Origin of the sequence: Variovorax sp. PCZ-1 (genome assembly GCF_018413605.1) — a bacterium.
Classification (GTDB): domain Bacteria; phylum Pseudomonadota; class Gammaproteobacteria; order Burkholderiales; family Burkholderiaceae_C; genus JANMDU01.
The window spans coordinates 280,295-302,256 of record NZ_JAHCDN010000002.1 but is presented as its reverse complement, the minus strand read 5'-3'; the positions used below and the strand labels follow the sequence as shown (position 1 = coordinate 302,256).

At 50.5% G+C, this 21,962-nt stretch carries 21 protein-coding genes; 14 read left to right on the top strand and 7 right to left on the bottom strand.

Translation table 11 applies throughout. The features are described 5' to 3' along the window. The first annotated feature begins 9 nt into the window (after positions 1 to 9). Genes KIH26_RS11530 through pdeM form a run of 3 tightly spaced genes read left to right on the top strand, consistent with a single transcriptional unit; the run spans position 10 to position 2,952 of the window. Positions 10 to 1,560 carry an ATP-binding protein gene (locus tag KIH26_RS11530; RefSeq protein ID WP_249661175.1) on the top strand — a complete coding sequence of 517 codons (1,551 nt, stop codon included), beginning with the start codon at positions 10 to 12 and terminating at the stop codon, positions 1,558 to 1,560. A gap of 34 nt (positions 1,561 to 1,594) precedes the next feature. Beyond that, positions 1,595 to 2,233, top strand: coding sequence for a nucleoid occlusion factor SlmA (gene slmA, locus KIH26_RS11525; RefSeq protein WP_213445357.1), 639 nt, complete (start codon positions 1,595 to 1,597; stop codon positions 2,231 to 2,233). Positions 2,234 to 2,274: 41 nt separating this feature from the next. Next, on the top strand, positions 2,275 to 2,952 hold the full coding sequence (pdeM, locus tag KIH26_RS11520; protein WP_213445355.1) for a ligase-associated DNA damage response endonuclease PdeM: 678 nt from the start codon (positions 2,275 to 2,277) through the stop codon (positions 2,950 to 2,952). 170 nt (positions 2,953 to 3,122) lie between these two features. On the opposite strand, the gene priA is transcribed toward pdeM, so the two are convergent. The 7 genes from priA to KIH26_RS11485 form a co-directional block, all read right to left on the bottom strand. Beyond that, a complete protein-coding gene (gene priA / locus KIH26_RS11515) occupies positions 3,123 to 5,216 on the bottom strand; it encodes a replication restart helicase PriA (RefSeq protein WP_213445353.1) in 2,094 nt (697 codons plus the stop codon). A 359-nt stretch (positions 5,217 to 5,575) separates the two neighbouring features. Further along, positions 5,576 to 6,709, bottom strand: coding sequence for a uroporphyrinogen decarboxylase (gene hemE, locus KIH26_RS11510; protein ID WP_213445352.1), 1,134 nt, complete (start codon positions 6,707 to 6,709; stop codon positions 5,576 to 5,578). 47 nt (positions 6,710 to 6,756) lie between these two features. Beyond that, positions 6,757 to 7,983, bottom strand: coding sequence for a c-type cytochrome (locus KIH26_RS11505; RefSeq protein WP_249661172.1), 1,227 nt, complete (start codon positions 7,981 to 7,983; stop codon positions 6,757 to 6,759). Between the two features lie 185 nt (positions 7,984 to 8,168). Then, a complete protein-coding gene (locus KIH26_RS11500) occupies positions 8,169 to 8,801 on the bottom strand; it encodes a c-type cytochrome (RefSeq protein WP_249661171.1) in 633 nt (210 codons plus the stop codon). A gap of 88 nt (positions 8,802 to 8,889) precedes the next feature. After that, the gene (gene ruvC / locus KIH26_RS11495; RefSeq protein ID WP_213445348.1) at positions 8,890 to 9,438 is read right to left on the bottom strand and encodes a crossover junction endodeoxyribonuclease RuvC; all 549 of its coding nucleotides are present in this window, start codon (positions 9,436 to 9,438) and stop codon (positions 8,890 to 8,892) included. A gap of 87 nt (positions 9,439 to 9,525) precedes the next feature. Next, positions 9,526 to 10,512, bottom strand: a complete 987-nt coding sequence (locus KIH26_RS11490) for a phosphatidate cytidylyltransferase (RefSeq protein WP_213445346.1) — start codon at positions 10,510 to 10,512, stop codon at positions 9,526 to 9,528. Positions 10,513 to 10,528: 16 nt separating this feature from the next. Further along, complete coding sequence (locus KIH26_RS11485; RefSeq protein WP_213445345.1) at positions 10,529 to 11,167, bottom strand: lysophospholipid acyltransferase family protein; 639 nt, start codon at positions 11,165 to 11,167, stop codon at positions 10,529 to 10,531. 80 nt (positions 11,168 to 11,247) lie between these two features. On the opposite strand from KIH26_RS11485, the gene rfbB reads away from it, so the two are divergent. From rfbB to KIH26_RS11430, 11 genes are all read left to right on the top strand, one after another. Beyond that, on the top strand, positions 11,248 to 12,318 hold the full coding sequence (rfbB, locus tag KIH26_RS11480) for a dTDP-glucose 4,6-dehydratase (RefSeq protein ID WP_213445343.1): 1,071 nt from the start codon (positions 11,248 to 11,250) through the stop codon (positions 12,316 to 12,318). Beyond that, positions 12,315 to 13,205: a glucose-1-phosphate thymidylyltransferase RfbA gene (gene rfbA, locus KIH26_RS11475; protein ID WP_213445341.1), complete on the top strand. Its 891-nt coding sequence runs from the start codon at positions 12,315 to 12,317 to the stop codon at positions 13,203 to 13,205. The genes rfbB and rfbA overlap by 4 nt, the downstream gene beginning before the upstream one ends. A gap of 4 nt (positions 13,206 to 13,209) precedes the next feature. Further along, positions 13,210 to 13,761, top strand: a complete 552-nt coding sequence (gene rfbC, locus KIH26_RS11470) for a dTDP-4-dehydrorhamnose 3,5-epimerase (protein ID WP_213445339.1) — start codon at positions 13,210 to 13,212, stop codon at positions 13,759 to 13,761. Continuing rightward, complete coding sequence (locus KIH26_RS11465; RefSeq protein ID WP_213445338.1) at positions 13,761 to 14,579, top strand: ABC transporter permease; 819 nt, start codon at positions 13,761 to 13,763, stop codon at positions 14,577 to 14,579. Before rfbC ends, KIH26_RS11465 begins: the two co-directional genes overlap by 1 nt. Then, complete coding sequence (locus KIH26_RS11460; protein WP_213445336.1) at positions 14,569 to 15,909, top strand: ABC transporter ATP-binding protein; 1,341 nt, start codon at positions 14,569 to 14,571, stop codon at positions 15,907 to 15,909. Before KIH26_RS11465 ends, KIH26_RS11460 begins: the two co-directional genes overlap by 11 nt. Then, entirely contained in the window at positions 15,893 to 16,738 is an 846-nt protein-coding gene (locus tag KIH26_RS11455) for a class I SAM-dependent methyltransferase (RefSeq protein WP_213445334.1), read from the top strand. The genes KIH26_RS11460 and KIH26_RS11455 overlap by 17 nt, the downstream gene beginning before the upstream one ends. Before the next feature lie 25 nt (positions 16,739 to 16,763). Continuing rightward, positions 16,764 to 17,846: a DegT/DnrJ/EryC1/StrS family aminotransferase gene (locus tag KIH26_RS11450; protein WP_213445332.1), complete on the top strand. Its 1,083-nt coding sequence runs from the start codon at positions 16,764 to 16,766 to the stop codon at positions 17,844 to 17,846. A 26-nt stretch (positions 17,847 to 17,872) separates the two neighbouring features. Beyond that, positions 17,873 to 18,529, top strand: coding sequence for an acetyltransferase (locus tag KIH26_RS11445; RefSeq protein WP_213445330.1), 657 nt, complete (start codon positions 17,873 to 17,875; stop codon positions 18,527 to 18,529). Between the two features lie 67 nt (positions 18,530 to 18,596). After that, positions 18,597 to 19,559: a glycosyltransferase gene (locus tag KIH26_RS11440; RefSeq protein ID WP_213445328.1), complete on the top strand. Its 963-nt coding sequence runs from the start codon at positions 18,597 to 18,599 to the stop codon at positions 19,557 to 19,559. Beyond that, entirely contained in the window at positions 19,556 to 20,638 is a 1,083-nt protein-coding gene (locus tag KIH26_RS11435; protein WP_283770150.1) for a glycosyltransferase, read from the top strand. Before KIH26_RS11440 ends, KIH26_RS11435 begins: the two co-directional genes overlap by 4 nt. A gap of 285 nt (positions 20,639 to 20,923) precedes the next feature. Continuing rightward, the gene (locus KIH26_RS11430; protein ID WP_213445325.1) at positions 20,924 to 21,961 is read left to right on the top strand and encodes a glycosyltransferase family 2 protein; all 1,038 of its coding nucleotides are present in this window, start codon (positions 20,924 to 20,926) and stop codon (positions 21,959 to 21,961) included. Position 21,962 lies beyond the last annotated feature (1 nt).

The following is a 21,962-nucleotide window of genomic DNA, read 5'->3' as shown; positions in this document are numbered from 1 at the left end:
GGCTTGAGCATGCGCCCTCGCGCTTTATTCCAACGCTGGATATCGCCGAGCCTTGAGTCAGGCGAGAGCATGATGGCTGGTCTGCGCAGCCGTCTGTTGGTGATGCTTTTGGTGCCTCTTGTCGTGCTGCTGTGCATCAGCGCTTGGTTGGATTTTCGTGCCGCTGGTACTGCAGCGATTCAGCAGGATTTGAATTTGCAGCGTCTCTCGCCCTTGCTGGCGAGCTCCATCGTGGCTGAAGGCAGCAAGCCGGACGATCCGCCGGTGGTTTTGCTCACACCAGCGATTGAAGATTTCATCAAGGATCGCACTGGGCAAGCTGAATGGGGCGTGGCTACTGTGGATGGCCGCGTGATCATCGGGCCCTCATGGCTTTCCTCTCCCACTCCGGCCACGATTGAGCCCGAGTTTCACAGTGAAGAAACTGGGGGCGTGATGTATCGCATCATGGCGCAGCGCGCCGACACCGCCGCTGGCGAATATGTGCTGCTGCTGGCCGATGGCTCGGATGCGCGGCAAAGTTGGCTGCGCTCCCTGCTGCTGAAAGTGCTGCTTCCGAATGGCTTGCTGATTGCAGCCGTGATCTTCGCGGTGAGCTGGGCGGTAGCACGCGCACTCAAGCCGCTGACTGACATCACGCGCGCCGTCGAGCAGCGCTCGCCGCGCGATTTGAGTGAGCTCGATAGCGCGCAATCGCCGCCCGAGGTGCGCCCACTCGTGGAATCGCTCAACCGACTCTTTGGTTTGGTGAATGCACAAAGCGAATCGCAGCGCCGCTTCATCGCCGATGCAGCGCACCAACTGCGCACGCCGCTGGCGGGCTTGCAAGCTCAGGTGGAGGCATGGGTGCAGTCTGCACAGGCATCTCACATCAATATTTATGATGAAAAAAGCTCTCTAGCCGTCAACAAACCTGCGCAAGGTGCTATCACTTTGAGAGCAAATGAGCTGATCCGCTTGCGCGATGCTACGCGCCGTACTTCTCAGCTGGCCACGCAATTGCTCGCGCTCTCGCGCGCAGACGCGCACAGCATGGGTCAAGCCATCATGCAAAGTGTCGATCTCGCGCAGCTGTGTGCTGATGTGCTGGAGCAGCAATTTGACAGCGCCACCGAGCGCGGCATTGATCTCGGCTTAGAGATTGACCGCAGTGCACCGATGATCGTGCCTGGCCATGAATGGCTGCTGCGCGAACTGCTCACCAACCTCTGCGATAACGCGATTCGCTACACAGCACAAGCCCATAAGCTGAATGCCTCGCTCAACAGCACGGCACAGGTCACCTTGATCGCCAAACCCCATCAAACAGGCTTTCTATTGCAAGTGCGCGATAACGGCTCAGGCATTGCGCCGGAGGAACGTGAGAAAGTCTTGCGGCGTTTTTATCGCGTACAAGGCACGGGCGGGGAAGGCAATGGCTTGGGGCTGGCCATTGCCCAAGAAATCGCCAAGTTGCATGGCTCCCAACTCAAATTGGATGATGCTGAGCCTCTTGCTTTGCTTGGGGCACGCGGCTTGCTGGTGAGTGTTTACCTGCATGCTCGGCCAGCTGGAGCCTGAAGAACTGACGCAAAGCTGTGCGAGAATGTTTTTCATGTCAGAAGTAGAAACACCCTCCTCCACCGATCAAGATACTGCAGCCGCAAACGGCACGGCTCGCAAGCGCCCCAAGCCGGGCGAGCGACGTGTGCAGATCTTGCAAACCTTGGCCAGCATGCTCGAACGCCCGGGCGCAGAGCGCGTGACGACAGCTGCGTTGGCAGGCAAACTCGATGTGTCGGAGGCGGCGCTGTATCGCCATTTCGCCAGTAAGGCGCAAATGTTTGAAGGCTTGATCGAGTTCATTGAAAGCAGCGTCTTCAGTCTCGTGAATCAAATCGCCGAACGTGAGCAGAACCCCAGGGCTCGCTTAGGCAAGACGATGGCCATGGTGCTTCAATTCGGCGAAAAAAATCCTGGTATGTGCCGCGTGATGACGGGCGATGCGCTGGTGTTTGAAAACGAGCGCCTGCAAGAACGCATGAATCAACTCTTTGACAAGCTAGAAAGCCACTTCAAGCAGAGCTTGCGCGATCTGGTAGCCGGCAGTGCCACACCGACGGTTGAGGCGCAAGCGCAAGCCTCGGTGCTCACCGCTTTTTGCATGGGCAGATTGCAGCGCTACGCGCGATCAGGCTTCAAGCGCATGCCGACAGAGCATTTGGATGCGAGCTTGGCGCGTTTAGTGGGTTGATGCCAAACGCTATTATTTAGATAGCATCTCGCGCAGTATCTATGCCGGCGAATGAAGGTTTTCATCTAAAAATCCGAGTCAAGAATGAAGATATGCATCTGCTGCCCAGCGGTGCGATATATTTGCCTGCACATCAATCTCTCTTGATTGCCGATGCCCATATCGGCAAGGCCAGCAGCTTCCGCCAACTCGGTGTGCCTGTGCCCAGCGGCACGACGAATGAAACCTTGACTGCTATCAGCCAAGATCTGCAAACCACAGGCGCGCAGCATCTGATCTTCTTGGGTGACTTTCTTCATTCTCGCCATGCGCATGCAACTGCCACGCAAAATGTCGTAGCCGCTTGGCGTGAGCAACATGCTCAATTGGCCATCACACTCGTACGCGGCAACCATGACGATAAAGCGGGCGATCCACCTGCTGCGCTGAGATTCTCCATCGTGAATGAGCCATTGATCCTAGGCTCGCTCGCGCTGTGCCACCATCCGCAAACGATAGATCAGCATTACGTGCTCGCCGGCCATCTGCATCCATGCATCACCCTGCAAGGCAAAGCCAGAGATCGCCTGCGCTTACCTTGCTTTTGGATGGGCGATGAGGCGCAGCAACCTGTAGGCATCTTGCCCGCCTACGGCAGCTTCACGGGTATGCATCCGATTGAGCGGCGCGATTCGGATGCTGTTTATGCTGTTGCCGGGGATGTTGTGCGGAAGGTTTAAGCTGTTTAAAAAAATAGAACGCAAAATTCGCAAAAGTACGCAGAAGACGCAAAAGTAAAATCAGTTCTACAAGTTTTCATGGTTTGCGAATAATTTTATTGTCTGAATTTTTGCGTTTTTTGCGTCATTTTTGCGTCTTTTGCGTTCTTATCTTTAGCCAGCTAAAAACCTCAAATCAGCAACGGATCCACATCCACCGCAAAGCGGATCAGCCCCTTGCATTGCGGCAAGCTTCGTAGCGCACGTAACTCAGGCAGCCATTGCGTGAGAAAGTTTTGCAGTGCCACACGTGATGGGCTCTCGAGTAGCATTTGCGCGCGCTCCACATCGGCTACGCGCTGCATGCTCATGGGCACGGGCGGGAAAGCCCCCACCTGTTCGCCCGCCAAATCGCCTGCGGCCTCCAGCGCCGCTTGCAGAAAGGCTTGTGCCACGACTTGCGTACGGGCCTCGGCGCGCAGCAGGGCTTGGAAGGAAAATGGCGGCAATTGCGCTTGCGTTCGATCACTCAGCTGCTGCGCGGCAAAGCCAGCATAATCGTGTTTGGCCAGCGAGGCAAACAAAGGATGATCAGGATGCCGCGTTTGCACCCACATGTGCGCAGCAGTGGATGATGCATCACGCCCAGCTCGGCCTGCGGCTTGCATCAGCAGAGCAAACAAGCGCTCGGGCGCTCTGAAATCACTGGAGAAAAGCGCCGCATCGGCATCTATCGCTGCGACGAGCGTGATACGTCGGAAATCATGGCCTTTGGTGATCATTTGCGTGCCCACCAGCACATCCACATCGCCCGCATGCACCTGGGCCAACTGCGCTTCAAGCTCGCCTTTGTGCTTGGTCGTATCTGCATCAATGCGGCTGATCACGATCGGGCTGCCGTCAGGTCGCAGGGTATCTGAGCCGAGAGCCAAGGCCAATTGCTCTTCAATCTTCTGCGTGCCGCGCCCCACAGGTTGAATGTCCATATTGCCGCATTCAGGGCAGGCTCGAGGCACGCGCTCGGTATGGCCGCAGTGATGGCAGCGCAGCGTGCGATCAGTTTTGTGGAAGACGCGATAGGCGCTGCAATGCGGGCATTCGCATTTCCAGCCACAGGCATCACAGGCGAGTACGGGCGCGTAGCCACGGCGATTAAGGAAGACCAGCGATTGCTCGCCGCGCGCGATGCGCTCTTGCAGCGCGGCAATCAGCTGCGGAGCAAAGAGGGTGCCACGTGGCGTGAGGCGCATGTCGGCCAATTTGAGCTTGGGCAGGAGCGCGTTGCCGATGCGCGAAGGCATCTGAAGCCTTTGGTATCTGCCGGTTTCGCAAGCTTGCCAGCTCTCCAGCGATGGCGTGGCCGAGCCGAGCATGACTTTACAAGGTTTTTCGTTATGCTCCGTCTCCAGCTTTGCTCGCATCACTGCCAAATCACGCGCTGAATGCCGCGCGCCATCTTGAGATTTGTAGCTGGCATCGTGCTCTTCGTCTACCACGATCAAGCGCAGGTGCGGCATGCTGGCGAAGATGCTCATGCGTGTGCCGAGGATGATGCGGGCTTGCCCGCTGTGCGCCTGCAGCCAGGCTTTGAGGCGCTGCGCGGGTGTCATGCCGCTGTGCATCGTTGCAATCACCTCGCCTGCAAAGCGCTCGGTAAAACGCGTTTGGAGCTGGGGCGTGAGGTTGATCTCAGGCACCATGATGAGCACTTGCGCTGTTTCATCTTCAGACAACACGCGCGCGACGCTTTGCAAATACACCTCGGTTTTGCCGCTGCCTGTGCTGCCGAAAAGCAAGCAGGGTTGAGCGGCGGTTTTTTCAGCGAAGAATTGTTCGATGACGGACGATTGTTCTGCGCTGAGAGCCACTGAATTTGCAGTATTCTTTGCTTCATCGCTGGCTGCCGCTTCTTTGGGTTTACGCTTTAAGCGCTTGGCCAGCTGCGTGGCATCAAGCTCGCGCAATTGCGGCGGCAGGGCTGCCAGCGCGACTTCACCGAGTGAGCGCTGGTAGTAGCGTGCAGCGAATTGAATCAACGCACGCCATGGGGTATTCAATGGGGCAATATCTCCCAGCGCGCCTTCGATAGCTTTGAGTTTCACTTCTTGCGCATCCGAGTTTGCGCTTTCCGCTTCTTGCCAAACGATGCCAAGCACCTCGCGCTTGCCCAAAGTCACGCGCACCAAGCTGCCAAAGCCAAGCGCATGCTCACTTGTGTAGCTCAGAGTGGGTGGCAAATCACTGTGTGCAGGTGCAGCAACTGCCACCTGCAGGATGTGCCTCATGTGTGAATCAGTTTTAGCGGGCATTTCTCAGGATTTCATGCGAAAGTGGTGCTAAGTGCTTGATCTGTCATGGATTTGTCATGTGTCCCAGTGTTCTGTGGATAACTTTGTTGATATCTCTATCGGGCCGGGCGCAAACCCGCATGAAATAAGGCTTTGTACAGTTTGCCTCAAAATCCAGCAGAATCCAAAAATCCTTTTAAATCAATCACTTACGTGCGCTACAGCAATCGTAGCGTTGGCAAATCGAGCGCATGTGTTTTTTTGCATCGCAACACGATTTTTGTGCATAAGTGATCAGCGCGTGACCTGAAGAATGCCCACACTGCGACTGGTTACTTTGCTACAAAAGCGATAGCTCACCGCGCGCCTTCTCGCATGGCGCGCGATTGTGTCTTGACAGCGTGCACCAATGCGCTCACGTGTTCAGGCGGTGTGAATTGGCTGATGCCGTGGCCGAGATTGAAGATATGCGTTTGCCCAGAGCCAGCGCCCATATGAGGCGCACCAAAGTCAGCCAGCACTGCGCCGACTTCTTTTGCAATCGCTTCTGGTGGCGCAAACAAAATATTCGGATCAATATTGCCTTGCAAGGCTTTGCCCGTGCCGCTCAGCACTTCGCGTGCGCTGCCTAAGCTGCATGTCCAATCCAAGCCAATCACCTCACAAGGCAAATCGCGCATGCTTTGTAGCCAGAGGCCGCCGCCTTTGGTGAACACGATGCGAGGCACGGTATTGCCGTCAGCGTCTGTGCGCTTGAGTTGCTGCAACACGCGCTGTGTGTAAGCCAAGCTGAACTGTGCAAACGCTGCATGCGAGAGCGCGCCGCCCCAGCTATCAAACACCATCACGGCCTGCGCGCCTGCATCAATCTGCGCATTGAGATAAGCGGCCACTGAATCGGCGTTGATCGCAAGAATGCGATGCATCAAATCTGGCCGCGCATACATCATGCTCTTGACGAGCCTGAAATCATCGCTGCCACCGCCTTCGACCATGTAGCAAGCCAGCGTCCATGGGCTGCCTGAGAAGCCAATCAAGGGTACGCGTTGCTTGCCGCCATCACCCACGCCCGACACCAAGGCTTTGCGAATCGAAGACACTGCATCAAACACATACTGCAGCTTGGCCATATCGGGCACAGCCAGTTTATTGACGCCAGCTTCGTCACGAATCGGAGAAGAAAATTTCGGCCCCTCGCCTGTCTCAAACGAGAGCCCCAAGCCCATCGCATCCGGCACAGTCAAGATGTCAGAAAACAAAATCGCCGCATCCAAGTCGTAGCGATCCAAAGGCTGCAAGGTCACCTCCGTGGCGTAATCACGGTTCGTGGCCAGCCCCATGAAGCTGCCCGCTTTGGCGCGTGTGGCCTTGTATTCTGGCAAGTAGCGCCCGGCTTGGCGCATCAGCCACATGGGGGTGTAGGGGGTGGCCTGGCCTAAGCAGGCTTGGAGGAAGGTGGGGTTGTGCAGTTGTGAGAAATCAGAAGTCATGGGTGGATTATCCCTGCCCGTGACTGGTTCGACACTTGATCCACTATTTATTGCAGCACACCACGCCTTTGAGCCACCACCTCTGATGCACTCACGGCGTTGGCTTGATTGCCCCAACTGGCGCGTATGTAGGTGGTGACTGCAGCGATATCGTCATCCGTGAGCACATGCACGAAGGGCGGCATGCCGTAAGGGCGCGGATTACCTGCTGTGCTGGGTGCATAGCCGCCCGCGAGGATGATGCGCACGAGGTTGGCACTGCTGGAGAGGCTGACTGCGCGGTTGCCTGCTAAAGCCGGAATCTTTGTGACGGATGGGAGGATGCCTTGTTGCGCGAGCCCATCCGTTTCTTGAATGCCTTGGCCGTTCTCGCCATGGCAAGTCGCGCAATGCTGGGCATAGAGCGCCGCGCCTTGGCTTAGCGTTTGCGGCGAGACTTTCGCGGCTTTTTTGCTCGGCGCAGGATACACCGGCAGGCTTTGCAGATAAGCCGCTGTGGCTTGCAAATCTTCATCGCGCCAATACTGCGTACTTTTGGCCACCACTTCGGCCATGGGGCCGAGTGCGGATGCATTTTGCGTTACACCGTTTTTCAGGAAAGCCACAATCTGCTCGCGCGGCCAATGCTGCACACCCGCCTCCTCGCGCGCATGAAGCGAGGGTGCGTACCAGTCTTGCATGGGCATGAGCGCGCCTGAGAGCAAGCCATCGCTACTGACTGCGCCTAGTGCATTGCGCTGCGCATGACAGGCACTGCAGTGGCCAAGACCATTGACGATATAGCGGCCTCGTTCCACTTCGTTTTTAAAGCCTTTTGGGTCATTCGCCGGCATAGAATCTGCGCGAAGTGCTATTGAATTAATAGTATCTGGCTCTGGCGAGAAAAAGAGCACACGCCACACAGCAAGAGCCAGTTGCGTGTTGAACGGAAACCCCAGCTCATGCTCGCGGCTTGCCTGCGCCACAGGCTTGACGCCCTGCTGGAAATAGGCGTAAAGCGCATCGCTGTCTGCGCGGCTGATGGAAGTGTAATTCGTGTAGGGGAAGGCGGGCGTGAGCAGACGGCCTTGTGCGTTCACGCCATGCTTCATCGCGCGATAGAAAGCCTCCGCGCTCCAGCTGCCAATGCCATGCACAGGATCAGGTGTGATGTTGCTCGCATAGACTGCACCAAAGGGCGTGTGAATGGCTTTGCCACCTGCAAACGGCTCACCCCCGCGAGCTGTATGGCAAGCAGCGCAATTGCCAAGCTGAGCCAGATATTCTCCTTGCATCACAAGCTGGCTTGATTCTTCATTTTTTAGGCTCTTTAGGCCATTTGCCTTCGTAGTGATTGCGCGGAATGCTACTAATTCAATAGTAACGAGAACAACACTAGCGATCCCCAACGCAGCCAAGGCGGCACCTGCCATCATCAAGCAGCGTTTGCGCAGCGAGGCGCTTTGCCAAAACTTTAACTTCACTTCACACCACCACAAGGCATAGGCAGGCTCTGCGCAGGCGCGCTCGTTTGCGAAGGCAAGCGCACAGGCTGCGCGGCAAGCCAAGTCACGACCGCATTCACATCTTCGGGCGTGAGCTTGCGCGCGATCTGAGCCATGCAATCAGGTGCATGCGCTTTGCGCATACCCGTTTGCCAAGCGCCCACCTGCCCGGCCAAGTAATCGCGTGGAAGCCCCAGCAAACCTGGAATGCTGAGATAGGAGCGATCACCTTGCAAAGCCGCGCCGTGGCAACTCGCACATGATGCAATGCCCTTACTGGCATCACCACGCAAAGCCAATTGCTGCCCGCGTTGCATCGCCGCGCTTGACGTGCCAGCAGGTGGCGCCTGCGGTTCAGGATAAGGCAACTGCAATTGCGCAAAATACTGCGCCATCTCCATCAAAGCCGCATCGCTTTGATGCTCGACCAAGCCCACCATGAGGCCGTAATGCCGACGACCATCACGGAAATTGACGAGTTGGTTGTAAAGGTAAGGCGCTGGCTTGCCAGCAATGCGCGGGAAATACACTTCATTGGCAGTGCGCCCGACAGTTGCGGTCGAGCCCGCGCCGTGGCAAGTGGTGCAGGCTTGCATGCGCTTGGCCATGTTTTGCGCGTTCGCAGGACCCAAGCCACACGCGACCCAGAGCAGAAAAAAGAAAACGAATCTCACTGTCCGATGATAGCCGTGTCGCTTAATAACTGCGCCCTGCTTTGTAAGCCGCATGCGCGCGCGGTGCAAGTTGTGTGGCTGCAGCTAAGCGAGCTCTCGCCTGCCCAGCGTGAGCGTGCGTGATGGCCAAGCCAAGCGCATCAGCGGCATCTTTGCCGGGTAAACCAGGCAGTTTGAGCAGTCGCATCACCATCTCTTGCACCTGAGTCTTGGCCGCTTTGCCATGCCCTGCCACGGCCTGCTTCATTTGCAAGGCCGTGTATTCAGCCACGGGCCTATCGAGCGAGACGAGTGCCGTGACGCATGCGCCGCGTGCTTGGCCAAGCAAGAGCGTGGCCTGTGGGTTCACGTTCACAAAAACAATTTCGACAGCAGTTTGCTCAGGCTGATAAGTGGCCACGACTTCGCGTACGCCGTCGTACAAAACTTTGAGCCGCGCTGGCAAGTTGCCACGATCCAGGTGTGTGGTGGTGATCGTGCCGCTGGCGATGTAATGCAAATGCCCGCCATGGATCTCCAGCACACCAAAGCCCGTGGTTTGCAAGCCAGGATCGATGCCGAGTATGCGCATCTCAGAGAGCCAAGCCTACTATGAAATACATAGCACTCCGCGCAGTATCTACGCCGGCGATACGCTCAAAATGCTTATAAAAATTGCTCATAAACCGAAATACCAGCGCACCGAATGAAAGAACACGGGTGCGGCAAAGCACAAGGCATCCACACGATCAAGCAAGCCCGTCGCACCTGTGACGGAGGGAGCGCCACTCCAATTCGTCACACCACGATCGCGCTTTAGGGCCTTCATCACCAAATGCCCTAAGCTACCCGCCGTGCACGCAATCAAAGCCATACCAAGAGCTTGGCCAGGCTTGAACGGCGTGATACCTGCCAGCAAGCCGCCCACCAAGCCGCCTGCTACCACGCCAATCGCAAAACTCGTCCAAGTAAAGCTCGTGCTGATCAGCGGTGCGCGCGGCTTTTTCTTCAGCCAACGCTGCATGACATGTTGCACCACCATGCACACCTGCACAACAAACACCAAGAAAAAGACGAGAAAAGCATTTTTAGCTTCATTCCAACGCGGAAAATCCAGCAGCAGCAGCGCTGGCACATGGCTCATGCCATACACACAGACCATGATGCCCCATTGCAGCTTGGCATTGCGCTCCAAGAAGCGCTGCGGGTCGTTAGCCAGTGCGCTCACGACGGGAATTGCCAAAAACACATAGACCGGGATGAACACCGTGAACAATTCAAAATGCTCCGTGATCACAAGCCCAAATTGAATTGGCAACACAATAAAGAAAGCCAGAATCAAGCTGCGATGATCGCCGCGTCGCGTGGGTGAAAGCGTGATGAACTCTCGCAGCGCAAAGAACGCAATGATGGCAAACAGCCAGGTGGCTACTGTCTCGCCCAGCACCCAGCCCAGCCAAAACACCAAGGCCACCATCCATGAAGTCTGAAGTAACCCAGACAGTCGCTTGATCTCCTCAGCCCATACCTTGCCCTGATCGGATTCACGCTCACGAAATGCCAAAGCAAACAGCACGAGCGAAGTCAACAAAAGCAGGCCAAACACCACAATGAAAAGCAGTCCCACCTGCTGGGAGGCTGAAAGCGTGCGCAGATATTGATTCATCGCTTCTTACCTCGCCTCATACGTCACGCAAAGCAATCACAGCATCGCGCGCGCGTTCAGCGAAGGCGGCATGGTCTTCTACTTGGCCACTCGCTTGCATCACCTGCATAGGCGCGCCAAACGTCACGCTGCACAATACCGGCACGGGCACCACTTCGCCTTTGGGTAGCAAACGCTGAATATTGTTGATCCAAGCTGGCACGAGCACGACGTTGGGGAATTTGAGCGCTAGGTTATACAAGCCGCTCTTAAAGCGCTGAGGCAGTTCTTCATAGCCACGTGTGCCCTCTGGAAACAAAATAATCGAATCACCATTGGCCAGCGCTTCGATCAAAGGCGCGAGCGGATCACTGAACACACCGCTCTCATCAGGCTTGCGCTCACGTTCCACATACACCGCATTGAATACCCTGCTTGTGAGCCAATGCTTAAAAGGCGTTTTCGTCCAATAGTCCTTGGCTGCAATCGGCCGCGTGATGCCACGCAGCTCGGAGGGCAAAGCAGCCCAAATCATCACCAAATCAGCATGGCTTTGGTGATTGGCAAAATAGATGCGCTGCTCCGCCTTGGGCGGGCACCCATGCCAGCGCGCCTGTGCACCTGTAAGCAGGCGCACCAAACCCAATAAAAACAAACTCATCAGTTTTGCAAGCATCTCAGGATGTTAACCGCTGGCAAGCGCCCGCTATCTCATCGATCTCCCTTAAAATATGACAAATAAATTAAGTGGTGCATATGAGCAAAATTCTAGTGACTGGCGGAGCAGGCTTCATTGGCTCTAATTTCGTGTTGGACTGGCGGGCTGCCTCAAGCCAAGCCGTTGTGAATGTTGATGCTCTCACTTATGCGGGCAATTTAGAGAATCTCAGCAGCTTGGCTGATGATCCCGATCACATCTTCGTGCAAGCTGATATTGCCGACTCCGAGCGCATCTCAACCCTCCTTCAGCAGCACCAGCCCAGCGCAGTCGTGCACTTCGCTGCCGAGAGCCATGTCGATCGCTCAATCCACGGCCCCGAAGCATTCATCCAAACCAATATTGTTGGCACCTTCCGCTTGCTCGAAGCTGTTCGCAGCTACTGGTCAAGCCTAGCGGCCGAGCGAAAATCAAGTTTTCGCTATCTGCATGTCTCTACGGACGAAGTCTATGGTTCACTCGCTCCAAGTGCCGCCGCCTTCACCGAAAAACACACCTACGAGCCCAACAGCCCCTACAGCGCCAGCAAAGCTGCCAGCGATCATCTCGTGCGCGCCTACCACCACACCTACGGCCTACCCACGCTGACAACCAATTGCTCCAACAACTACGGCCCCTACCACTTCCCCGAGAAGCTCATCCCTCTGATGATCGTTAACGCCTTGGCTGGTAAACACCTGCCCGTGTATGGCGATGGTATGCAAATCCGTGATTGGCTCTACGTCAAAGACCATTGCAGCGCCATCCGCCGCGTACTGGAAGCGGGTCGTCCTGGTGAGGTCTACAACATCGGCGGCTGGAACGAAAAGCCCAACATAGAAATTGTCAAAACCATTTGCGCTTTACTTGATGAACTGCGCCCTCGCGCAGACGGCAAAAGCTACAGCACCCAAATCACTTATGTGCAAGATCGCCCAGGCCATGACCGCCGTTACGCCATCGATGCTAGCAAAATCCACCAAGAACTGGGATGGAAACCCGCTGACACCTTCGACAGTGGTATTCGCAAAACTGTGCAATGGTATCTTGACAACCCAGACTGGGTAGCCCACGTACAAAGCGGCAGCTATCGCGATTGGCTGCAAAAACAATACAAGGATGCAGCATGAGCACCGCAAGCCAGCCTACGAACCGTAAAGGCATCATCCTCGCCGGCGGCTCAGGCACACGCTTACACCCCGCCACTCTCGCCATCAGCAAGCAGCTGCTTCCGGTGTACGACAAGCCCATGGTGTATTACCCTTTGAGCACCCTCATGCTCGCAGGCATACGCGATATTCTCGTCATCAGCACCCCGCAAGACACGCCGCGCTATCAACAACTCTTGGGTGACGGCAGCCAGTGGGGCATTAACCTGCAATACGCCATCCAACCCAGCCCCGATGGTCTAGCACAGGCCTTCATCATCGGTGAAAAGTTTATTGGCAACTCCCCCAGCGCTCTCGTGCTTGGAGACAACATTTTCTACGGCCATGATTTTCAACATTTACTTGGTGCGGCTGACCAACAAGCCCAAGGAGCCACAGTCTTCGCCTACCATGTCAAAGACCCCGAGCGCTACGGCGTCGTAGCGTTCGATGCACAGGGCAAAGCCAACTGCATTGAAGAAAAGCCCGCCGTTCCCAAGAGCAACTATGCTGTGACCGGTCTGTATTTTTATGACAAGCAAGTTGTCGAGATTGCCAAATCGGTCAAGCCCAGCGCGCGCGGCGAGTTAGAGATTACTGCAGTCAACGATGCCTACCTACAAATGGAACAGCTGAATGTGCAGATCATGCAACGCGGCTACGCTTGGCTTGATACCGGCACGCATGAAAGTCTACTGGAAGCCAGTCAATTCATTGCCACCATTGAGCACCGCCAAGGTCTTAAAGTGTGCTGCCCAGAGGAGATTGCTTACCGCTCTGGCTGGATTGATGCCAATCGTTTACACGCTTTAGCAGACTCATTGAAGAAAAACGCCTATGGCCAGTACCTCTTGGGTTTATTGAAATAGATTTATGCCTTACACAGTTACGCCAACCGCACTACCCGAAGTCCTCATCCTCGAACCCAAAGTCTTCGGCGATGAGCGCGGCTTTTTCTTCGAAAGTTTTAGTGCTCGCGATTTTGCACAAGCCACAGGCTTAGAACGCAATTTCGTTCAAGACAATCACTCTAAATCCTCCAAAGGCGTATTGCGTGGCCTGCACTATCAACTGCACCAACCCCAAGGTAAACTCGTACGAGTCACACAAGGAGAGGTCTTTGACGTAGCGGTTGATATCCGCAAAAGCTCACCCAATTTCGGGAAATGGGTGGGCGTGCACTTAAGTGCAGAGAACAAGAAACAGCTATGGGTTCCAGAAGGATTCGCTCATGGGTTTCTCGTGCTTTCTGGCACTGCGGAGTTTTTGTACAAAACCACAGACTTTTACGCCGCACAATTTGAACGCAGTATCGCCTGGAACGACTCAAGTATAGGAGTCGATTGGCCGTCTGGCTTGCAAATCCTACTCTCCGACAAAGATCGAACCGCATCAGGCTTGTTTGATGCAGATACATTCAATTAATGAAACAATTTCCCGCTTCACCATCTGAAATGCTGAGTTCGTTAATACGCAATCGAGAACTGATTCTAGTTTGCGTTAAACGCGAAGTGCAGCTCAGGTATAAAGGCTCGTTTCTTGGTATTGCATGGTCTTTTGTACTACCGTTGTGCATGCTAGCCGTCTATACGTTTATTTTCAGCGAGGTCTTCAAAGCACGCTGGAATCCTGTTAGCGATTCGAAGACAGAATTCGCACTAATACTTTTTGTTGGGCTGATAGTTTTTTCAATCTTCTCAGAAAGCATCAGCCGTGCACCGAGCTTAATTGTGTCTAACGTTAATTATGTCAAAAAAGTGGTTTTTCCGTTAGAAATACTGCCCTGGGTAATCGTTGCTAACGCAGTGTTTCACGCCTGTATAAGCATGCTAGTCTGGTTAGCTGCATATCTTCTATTTTTTGGTTTGCCGCACTGGACAATCGTTTTCTTACCCATAGTTATCCTACCGCTAGTTTTTCTAGTAGTAGGCATGTCTTGGTTTTTATCCTCACTTGGCGTTTACTTGCGCGATGTAGGGCAATTCATTGGCGTAGCGATTACGGCACTGATGTTTCTAAGCCCCATTTTTTTTCCACTCAAAGCTATACCCGCAACATATCGCTATCTCTTTTATGCCAATCCGTTAACACCTATTATCGAAATTAGCCGAGATGTACTTTATTGGGGAAAGATACCAGATGCCCTGACACTAGGCATAGCTTGGATCACATCGGCTGTTATTTGCTGGCTTGGCTTTGCTTGGTTTCAAAAAACTAGGAAGGGCTTCGCCGATGTCCTCTAAAGAAATTGCTATTAGAGTTGAAAATCTGAGCAAGTGCTTTGCTATGTATGCTCAGCCTAACGACAGACTCAAGCAGTTTGCATTTCCAAGACTGCAAAGTCTGTTTGGCTACGAGCGCAAACGCTACTACAAGGAATTTTGGGCACTACAAGATATCTCATTTGAGGTCAAAAAGGGGGAAACAGTAGGCATTATCGGACGTAATGGCAGCGGCAAATCAACTTTGCTGCAAATGATATGTGGAACTCTCACACCTACGACAGGCAGTATTCAAACGAAAGGACGTATCGCAGCCCTACTTGAACTTGGCTCCGGCTTTAACCCTGAGTTTACTGGCCTAGAGAACATTCACATGAATGCAGCTGTTTTGGGCTTATCCAATGAGGAAATTGATCAACGTCTAGACAAAATTATAGCTTTTGCAGATATTGGTGAATTCATCGATCAGCCTGTGAAAACTTACTCCAGCGGGATGATGGTTCGATTGGCATTTTCAGTGGCTATCCACGTCGAACCGGATATTTTGGTAGTCGATGAAGCCCTATCCGTAGGCGATGCTTATTTTCAGGCCAAGTGCGCCAAGATGATACAAAATATTATCGCATCAGGCTCTACCGTATTATTTGTTAGTCACGATACAGCCTCCGTAAAATCTCTTTGCAGCCGCGCCTTATTGTTAGATTCTGGTCGAAGTCTGTATCTTGGGGAGGTGAATACAGCAGTAGAGAAGTACTATACTGCTCTAGTACACAGCCAGCGAGCCGGCAAAAGTATGCCGGTTGATACAAAAGTAGTTGCTAGCGATAGCTCTGAATTAAATGACGGTATTGAGGCTTTTAAGTCGCATGCTTACTTTCAGCGCATAAGTAACGGCGTAGCAGAATTCATCAATGTGTCTTTAGCAAACAAAGACGGGCAAATCATAGACACTGTTGAGTTTGGACAAACAGTAGTTCTTAGACAAGTCCTCCGAATTCATAAAAGCGTGTCAAGCTTAGGTTTGGCCTATCACATACGCGATAAGAATGGTAAAGATATTATTTACTCTGATACGGCTTTAGAGGGTGATAGGAATATAGTTGATCCAAGAGTAGGTAACATATATGTTGTGGAATGGGAATTCACGGCTTTTCTTCGTGAAGGAGCTTATGTGATCTCTTCAATGCTGTCGGAGCCAATCAACATGGCTATTGGAGAGGTAGACGTTATAGACTTTGTTCCTATTTCTACCAAATTTGTACTCTCAAGTGCAGGACATCCGCAAATTTATGCTGCTGCATATTGGAGTAACTCCTTAAGAATCAGAGAACTGAATGATGACAATATCTAATCTGAAATTACACCTAGGATGTGGGTCAAACATTTTGACAGGATGGAATAATATTGATCTTGATTCTCCTCAGGCGGATCAACATTTAGATCTTACGCAACCACTGCCCTTTCAAGACGCTACCGTCAGTCACATCTTTACAGAGCATTTCATTGAACACATCACTCGAGCCCAAGCTGTAGAATTTTTAAAAGAGTGTTACAGATTGCTTGCGCAAGATGGTGTTATAAGAATAACAACTCCTAATCTAAGATTCTTGGTCTTCACATATTTTTCTGACAAAGTTAACGAATGGGGCGATCTTTGGCAGCCCGCTTCCAGATGCCTCATGCTTAACGAGGGAATGCGGGCTTGGGGCCATCATTTTCTATATGACGCAGAAGAACTAACTCGCGTTTTAGGAGAGGCTGGCTTTAAGTCGGTTTCGTTTCAAGATTATCGTGCAAGCGAAGATGAGGTCCTTGTTGGGTTAGAAACACGCCCGTTTCATAACGAGTTAATCGTCGAAGCTCGCAAATCCACTGCTTTGGATTTCAATCTGGAAATTAAGATTCTGAACGCAAATGAAGCAAGCTGGAGTTCACAGAACAACACTCCTAGTCTTATCGCTGAGCAGACAAAAGTCAGACTTGCAATGGAGTCAAAGGCTCGTGCTGATTTCATAGAGGTTCAGTCCGCCACCATTCACCAGCTTGAAACTCGTATTCATGAGCTAGAAGCTAGTATCCACAAGCAAGAAGTCTTAATCTCACACACTCAAGCCAAGTTGGTAGCTTTTCAGTCATCGCTCTTCGGAAAAATATACTCCTTCTTTAACAGAAACGTATAGATATCAACTCTTCTATGGTGTTTCCATGAATATTACAGTAACAAAACCGTTTACCCCCCCCATAGCTGAATTTCAAGCGTATCTAAAAGGTATTTGGGATCGCGAATGGTTCACTAACAATGGCCCACTCGTCAACGAACTTGAGCTAAGGCTGAAGGATGAACTTGATGTTAATCATCTTCTTTACATTAGTAACGGTACTATCGCGCTTCAAATCGCCATTCGAGCACTTGATTTAAAGGGGGAAATACTAACTACCCCTTTTAGTTATGTGGCTACTACATCGAGTATTGTTTGGGAGAATTGCGTCCCGGTCATGGTCGATATTTGCAAAGATACCTTGAATATTGATCCATCGAAAATTGAGCAATTCATTACTCCGCGTACAACAGCAATCCTCGCCACACATGTTTTTGGCAACCCATGTGACACTGAGGAGATTGACTTAATTGCGAAAAAGCATGGCCTCAAGGTTATTTACGATGCGGCACACGCCTTTGGTACGCTATACAAAGGAAAATCTCTACTTGCTTACGGAGATATAGCCACCTGCAGCTTTCATGCCACAAAATTATTTCACACGATCGAAGGTGGGGCTGTAGTGACCTCAAGTCCTGAGATCTTGAAAAATATGGCGATGATGCGAAATTTCGGTCACACTTCAGCGACTGAGTTTGGGGGTTTAGGAGTTAACGGTAAAAACTCTGAAGTGCATGCAGCAATGGGTTTAACAAATCTGAAGTACCTACAAGACATATTGGCAACCCGCGAAATACTGTGCAGACAATACAAACTCAACCTAACTAACCTTCCCGTCGTATTTCAAAAAATCTTACCCGATACACAGTACAACAACTCCTACTTTCCAGTGATATTTCAGTCAGAAAAAATCTTACTGCAGGTCATGGAAAGTCTTAATCTAAACAGTATTTACCCTCGGCGCTATTTTTATCCATCACTTTCTGAATTGCCGTACGTAAATAATCAAACTTCGCCTATCGCTGAAGACATTTCTCGCCGCATTCTTTGCTTACCTCTGTACCACACTTTATCCTCAGAGGAAATTGATATGATTTGCAGACTCATCAAAAGGTCTATCAGGTATTGAATCGATAATTTTTGCAAGAGATTCGCATGAAAAAATATTATGGGATCGTTGGGGCTGGTGGACACGGTAGAGAGACAATGCATATAGCCCGCGTATCGCTTGCAGCTTCACTTTCAGCAGAAGAAGCGGAGTTGTTCTTTGTTATCGAAGGCGATGTTGAAGCTCAGAGAGTAAACGGCATTCCTGTGATTAGCATAGATACATTCTTGTCTTTGCCTGGGGAACGCTTTTTTAATGTTGCTATAGGCTCTTCAAAGGTAAGGGAAAGAATATCAGATATTTGCGAACTGCGGAGGGCTTGTGCGTTTTCCATTACTGCGGCTAACTCTATGATTTTCGACACTGGCAACGTTGGTGTTGGTTCAATTATGTCCCCATTCACTATGGTTACTGCAAATACTAAGATCGGAAAACATTTCCACGCTAACATGTATTCTTATGTTGCGCATGATTGTATTATCGGTGATTTTGTTACTTTCGCACCTGGCGTTAAGTGCAATGGAAATGTCATTATTGAAGATCACGCCTACATTGGGGCAGGCGCGGTAATAAAGCAAGGCACATACAGTCAGCCCCGAATAATTGGGCGCGGCGCAGTGGTGGGAATGGGCGCAGTAGTAACCAAAGATGTTGCCGCAAACGAAACTGTAGTCGGCAATCCTGCGCGGCCAATAAGCAAATAATTCTGCTTATTGCACTAGAAATTCAGTTATCCACGTAAATAGCACTCGTTATCAAGAAGGTTGGATAATGACACAAGTAAATCAAAGTATCTCGGTTTTATTAGTTTGCTATAACCAAGAGAAGTACATACGCCAGGCACTTGACAGCCTTTTCGGCCAAAAATTTAACGGCCTTATTGAACTAGTTATTGCAGACGACAAGTCTACAGATAGTACTTTAGATATTATCAAAACCTATGAAAGACTAGACGATCGCTTCACCTTCATTTTTCTGGATAGTGATGCGAATATCGGTATCACAAAAAACTACAAGCGCGGTTTTGCCACCTGTTCACGCGAATATGTAGCAGTACTGGAAGGCGACGACTATTGGATAAACCCATACAAGTTACAACAGCAAGTTGAATTCTTGTCACTGCATTGGGAAGCTGATTTGTGTTCTGTGAATTATTATATCTACGAGCAGGAAAGTTCACAGTTTACCCCTCGTATGCCCGTATCTAACTCACATCGTTTTATATCAGCTCGAGAATTGATTGCAGACAATATCGTAGGCAATTTTTCTACTTGCATGTACCGTCGCTCAGCATTGGCACGACTGCCTGATGCATTGTTTAATATCAAGTCTTATGACTGGATCACAAATATAGTAATTGCTCGCAACAGCTTGATTGGGTTTATTGAAACTCCTATGGCTGTATACCGCCTGCATACGGCTGGTACTTGGACGCAATCTCCACATATTGAGAAACTTAAGGTTCAACTAGAACTGATTCCAGCCTACGACAAGCTCACAGACTATGTTTTTCATACAGAATTTGAGTTACTTTCTTTTCGCCTGAAGAGGGTGATAGCAACATTACAAATTAAATCTCCCTTAAGCATTCCTGAAATACGGCCTAGAGTTTCAGGATACTTTCTTTTGATTGGTACTCTTTCTTTCACCTTGAAAAATTTAGTTAAGAAAGTACTGCCTTTGAGATTTAAAAATCTAGTCGTTCAGCTCCTGAGTTTGCGTGAGAAAAAATGAGTTCACCTACAGTTTCTGTGATCATGGCGACTTACAACCACGCCAATTTTGTTATAGATGCAATTGATAGTGTGCTTGCGCAGACAAGCATAGATTTCGAATTCCTCATTTCTGATGATGGTTCCACTGACTCCACAAGAGAAGTCGTTGCTTCTATCAAGGATCCTCGCATAAAATTTTTTCCTAACGAAATTAATCGTGGCGCCTGTGTAGTGACCAATGAGTTGATTCACCGCTCCACCGGTGAATTTATAGCGTTGATAAACTCAGACGATTACTGGTGTGACAATACAAAGCTCAAATGCCAAGTTCAATACTTGCGAGATCATCCAGCTGTGGCTGCGTGTTTTGGAAAAGCACGCTTTATAGACAAGAATAATGCGCCTCTGGCAAAATCCATGATGTCATTTGGTGATGTTTTTGATCAACCCAATCGTTCAAGAGGAGCTTGGCTTCGTAGATTTTTCGAGTTGGGCAACTGTATTTGCCACCCTACAATGTTGATTAGGAGGGAATGCTATACAAATCTAGGGGTTTACAGTAACAGGTTACGTCAATTGCCAGATCTAGATATGTGGATACGGTTAGTAAAGCATTTCGATATTCATGTATTGGACAAAGAGTTCATTGCATTTCGCCTTATGCCAGGTGAAAATGCCAGTAGTCAGACAGTCCCCAACTCTATCCGGACAATAAACGAGCACTATCTAATTGCCGAAGATTTTTTTGATGGTGTCAACTCTGAGATGCTAGTTGATGGTTTCTCAGATCTTTTGAAATCAAAAATAATCGAATCTGATATTCATCTTGATATAGAGAAAGCACTCTTGTACATAACTCCAAACCAGTGGCTTGGAAAACCATATCAGATGATTGGAATACAAAAGTTAAATGCTTTGCTTAATAGTCCGCCACATTACAAAATTATGGTTGAACAGTACAACCTTGGCGATCGCTGGTTTCATGATCTACTTGGGGATGTAGATGTACTACGGCCTAAAATTTTTGCTACTGTCAGCAGTCACAAATCAAAGGTCAGCCATATTTTACGAAAATTTTTAGAAAAGCTTAAGTTCTAAATTACTATTTGAAATACCCTTTGGTGAATTTTGTAGTGCTAAGATTCTTAATATAGTGAATACCATGGGCCAGTCCTAAATTCCAGTACCACTCAATGATGTGCCACGTTCTAACAATCTAGTAACAATCTAGAATAAAAATTGTAATTAGATTTGACGCGCTTAGTTTAGTAATCTCAAAATTTAAAGCTGATGCCTATCTAAATTTTTACTAGGTAAGCCACATATTGTATTAGCCCTCTGCTTTTTTAGCACGTGCGCTATTCGCAGAATCGATCACTTGATATGCACAAACTGCTTGCCGTTATAGTTACCTGGAATTGTGGTTCTGTACAAATCAGCGAAACACTTCGTTCGTTACTGGATTCCTTTCATCATGCTGAATCAGCCGGCATAACTGAAGACTTTCTAGTACATATTTGGGACAATAATAGCGAGGTTACGAACCAGCCATTGTTTTTGCAAGATGAACGACTTCTCACAACTTTACATCATACGAATATAGGCTTTGCAGCCGCAAATAATCTGGGGGCACAAACTGAGTTTGATGCCAACTGGTTATTACTGATTAATCCAGACGCAATGCTTGCTGAAGAGTCATTACTAAAAATTATCGAGCAAGCACAAGCACACCCTGATTTTTCAGTTTTTGGTTTTTCTTTAGTTTCTGCTTGCCAGCGCCACTTATTGGATGGCTTGGGTGATATTTTTCATTTCAGTGGGTTCAGCTGGAGGGATGGCTTTCATCACCAGGCTGCTCTCAGTACCACTCTCTCTCAACCCTATGAAACTTTTGCCGTGTGCGGAGCCGCAATGCTAATCCGCCGCGACGTATTTGAGGCCCTAGGCGGATTCGACGAAGATTTTTTTTGCTACCAGGAAGATGTTGATTTAGGCTTTCGCCTTCGTCTAATGGGGCATCGCGCCTTGCAGGTGCCTAGTGCTGTGGTCTATCATGTGGGGTCGCAGAGTACAGGGGGGCATCGGAGTGATTTTTCGGTTTATCACGGGCGGCGCAATTTGGTGTGGTGCTATGTAAAAAATATGCCAGGAATTCTCTTTTGGCTATTCCTTCCATTGCACTTGGCCCTGAATGTTGTGGAGCTGATCTATTTCACTTGCCAAGGCCAAGGGCGTGTGATCTGGCGGGCAAAATGGGATGCCATCAAAGGCCTGCCTAAAATGTGGCGAAAACGCCATCAGATTCAGTCAAAGCGCGTGGCAACATTGGGGGATATCTGGCTGGCCTTAGACAAACGACTTTGGCCTTGGAGTTTTAAATCTATCCGAGCTAAATCTGGTCGGCGGTTTGGAAAAGATTGAT

What these genes read in the sequence shown, in the direction of transcription:
- KIH26_RS11445 (WP_213445330.1), top strand. Translation starts at nt 17,873, where the DNA reads ATGAAAAAATATTATGGGATCGTTGGGGCTGGTGGACACGGTAGAGAG.
- KIH26_RS11505 (WP_249661172.1), bottom strand. Translation starts at nt 7,983, where the DNA reads ATGCAAGGAGAATATCTGGCTCAGCTTGGCAATTGCGCTGCTTGCCAT.
- KIH26_RS11500 (WP_249661171.1), bottom strand. Translation starts at nt 8,801, where the DNA reads ATGGCCAAGCGCATGCAAGCCTGCACCACTTGCCACGGCGCGGGCTCG.
- pdeM (WP_213445355.1), top strand. Translation starts at nt 2,275, where the DNA reads ATGCCGGCGAATGAAGGTTTTCATCTAAAAATCCGAGTCAAGAATGAA.
- KIH26_RS11435 (WP_283770150.1), top strand. Translation starts at nt 19,556, where the DNA reads ATGAGTTCACCTACAGTTTCTGTGATCATGGCGACTTACAACCACGCC.
- KIH26_RS11460 (WP_213445336.1), top strand. Translation starts at nt 14,569, where the DNA reads ATGTCCTCTAAAGAAATTGCTATTAGAGTTGAAAATCTGAGCAAGTGC.
- ruvC (WP_213445348.1), bottom strand. Translation starts at nt 9,438, where the DNA reads ATGCGCATACTCGGCATCGATCCTGGCTTGCAAACCACGGGCTTTGGT.
- KIH26_RS11465 (WP_213445338.1), top strand. Translation starts at nt 13,761, where the DNA reads ATGAAACAATTTCCCGCTTCACCATCTGAAATGCTGAGTTCGTTAATA.
- KIH26_RS11450 (WP_213445332.1), top strand. Translation starts at nt 16,764, where the DNA reads ATGAATATTACAGTAACAAAACCGTTTACCCCCCCCATAGCTGAATTT.
- rfbB (WP_213445343.1), top strand. Translation starts at nt 11,248, where the DNA reads ATGAGCAAAATTCTAGTGACTGGCGGAGCAGGCTTCATTGGCTCTAAT.
- KIH26_RS11530 (WP_249661175.1), top strand. Translation starts at nt 10, where the DNA reads ATGCGCCCTCGCGCTTTATTCCAACGCTGGATATCGCCGAGCCTTGAG.
- KIH26_RS11440 (WP_213445328.1), top strand. Translation starts at nt 18,597, where the DNA reads ATGACACAAGTAAATCAAAGTATCTCGGTTTTATTAGTTTGCTATAAC.
- rfbC (WP_213445339.1), top strand. Translation starts at nt 13,210, where the DNA reads ATGCCTTACACAGTTACGCCAACCGCACTACCCGAAGTCCTCATCCTC.
- KIH26_RS11455 (WP_213445334.1), top strand. Translation starts at nt 15,893, where the DNA reads ATGATGACAATATCTAATCTGAAATTACACCTAGGATGTGGGTCAAAC.
- KIH26_RS11485 (WP_213445345.1), bottom strand. Translation starts at nt 11,167, where the DNA reads ATGCTTGCAAAACTGATGAGTTTGTTTTTATTGGGTTTGGTGCGCCTG.
- KIH26_RS11430 (WP_213445325.1), top strand. Translation starts at nt 20,924, where the DNA reads ATGCACAAACTGCTTGCCGTTATAGTTACCTGGAATTGTGGTTCTGTA.
- KIH26_RS11490 (WP_213445346.1), bottom strand. Translation starts at nt 10,512, where the DNA reads ATGAATCAATATCTGCGCACGCTTTCAGCCTCCCAGCAGGTGGGACTG.
- priA (WP_213445353.1), bottom strand. Translation starts at nt 5,216, where the DNA reads ATGAGGCACATCCTGCAGGTGGCAGTTGCTGCACCTGCACACAGTGAT.
- hemE (WP_213445352.1), bottom strand. Translation starts at nt 6,709, where the DNA reads ATGACTTCTGATTTCTCACAACTGCACAACCCCACCTTCCTCCAAGCC.
- rfbA (WP_213445341.1), top strand. Translation starts at nt 12,315, where the DNA reads ATGAGCACCGCAAGCCAGCCTACGAACCGTAAAGGCATCATCCTCGCC.
- slmA (WP_213445357.1), top strand. Translation starts at nt 1,595, where the DNA reads ATGTCAGAAGTAGAAACACCCTCCTCCACCGATCAAGATACTGCAGCC.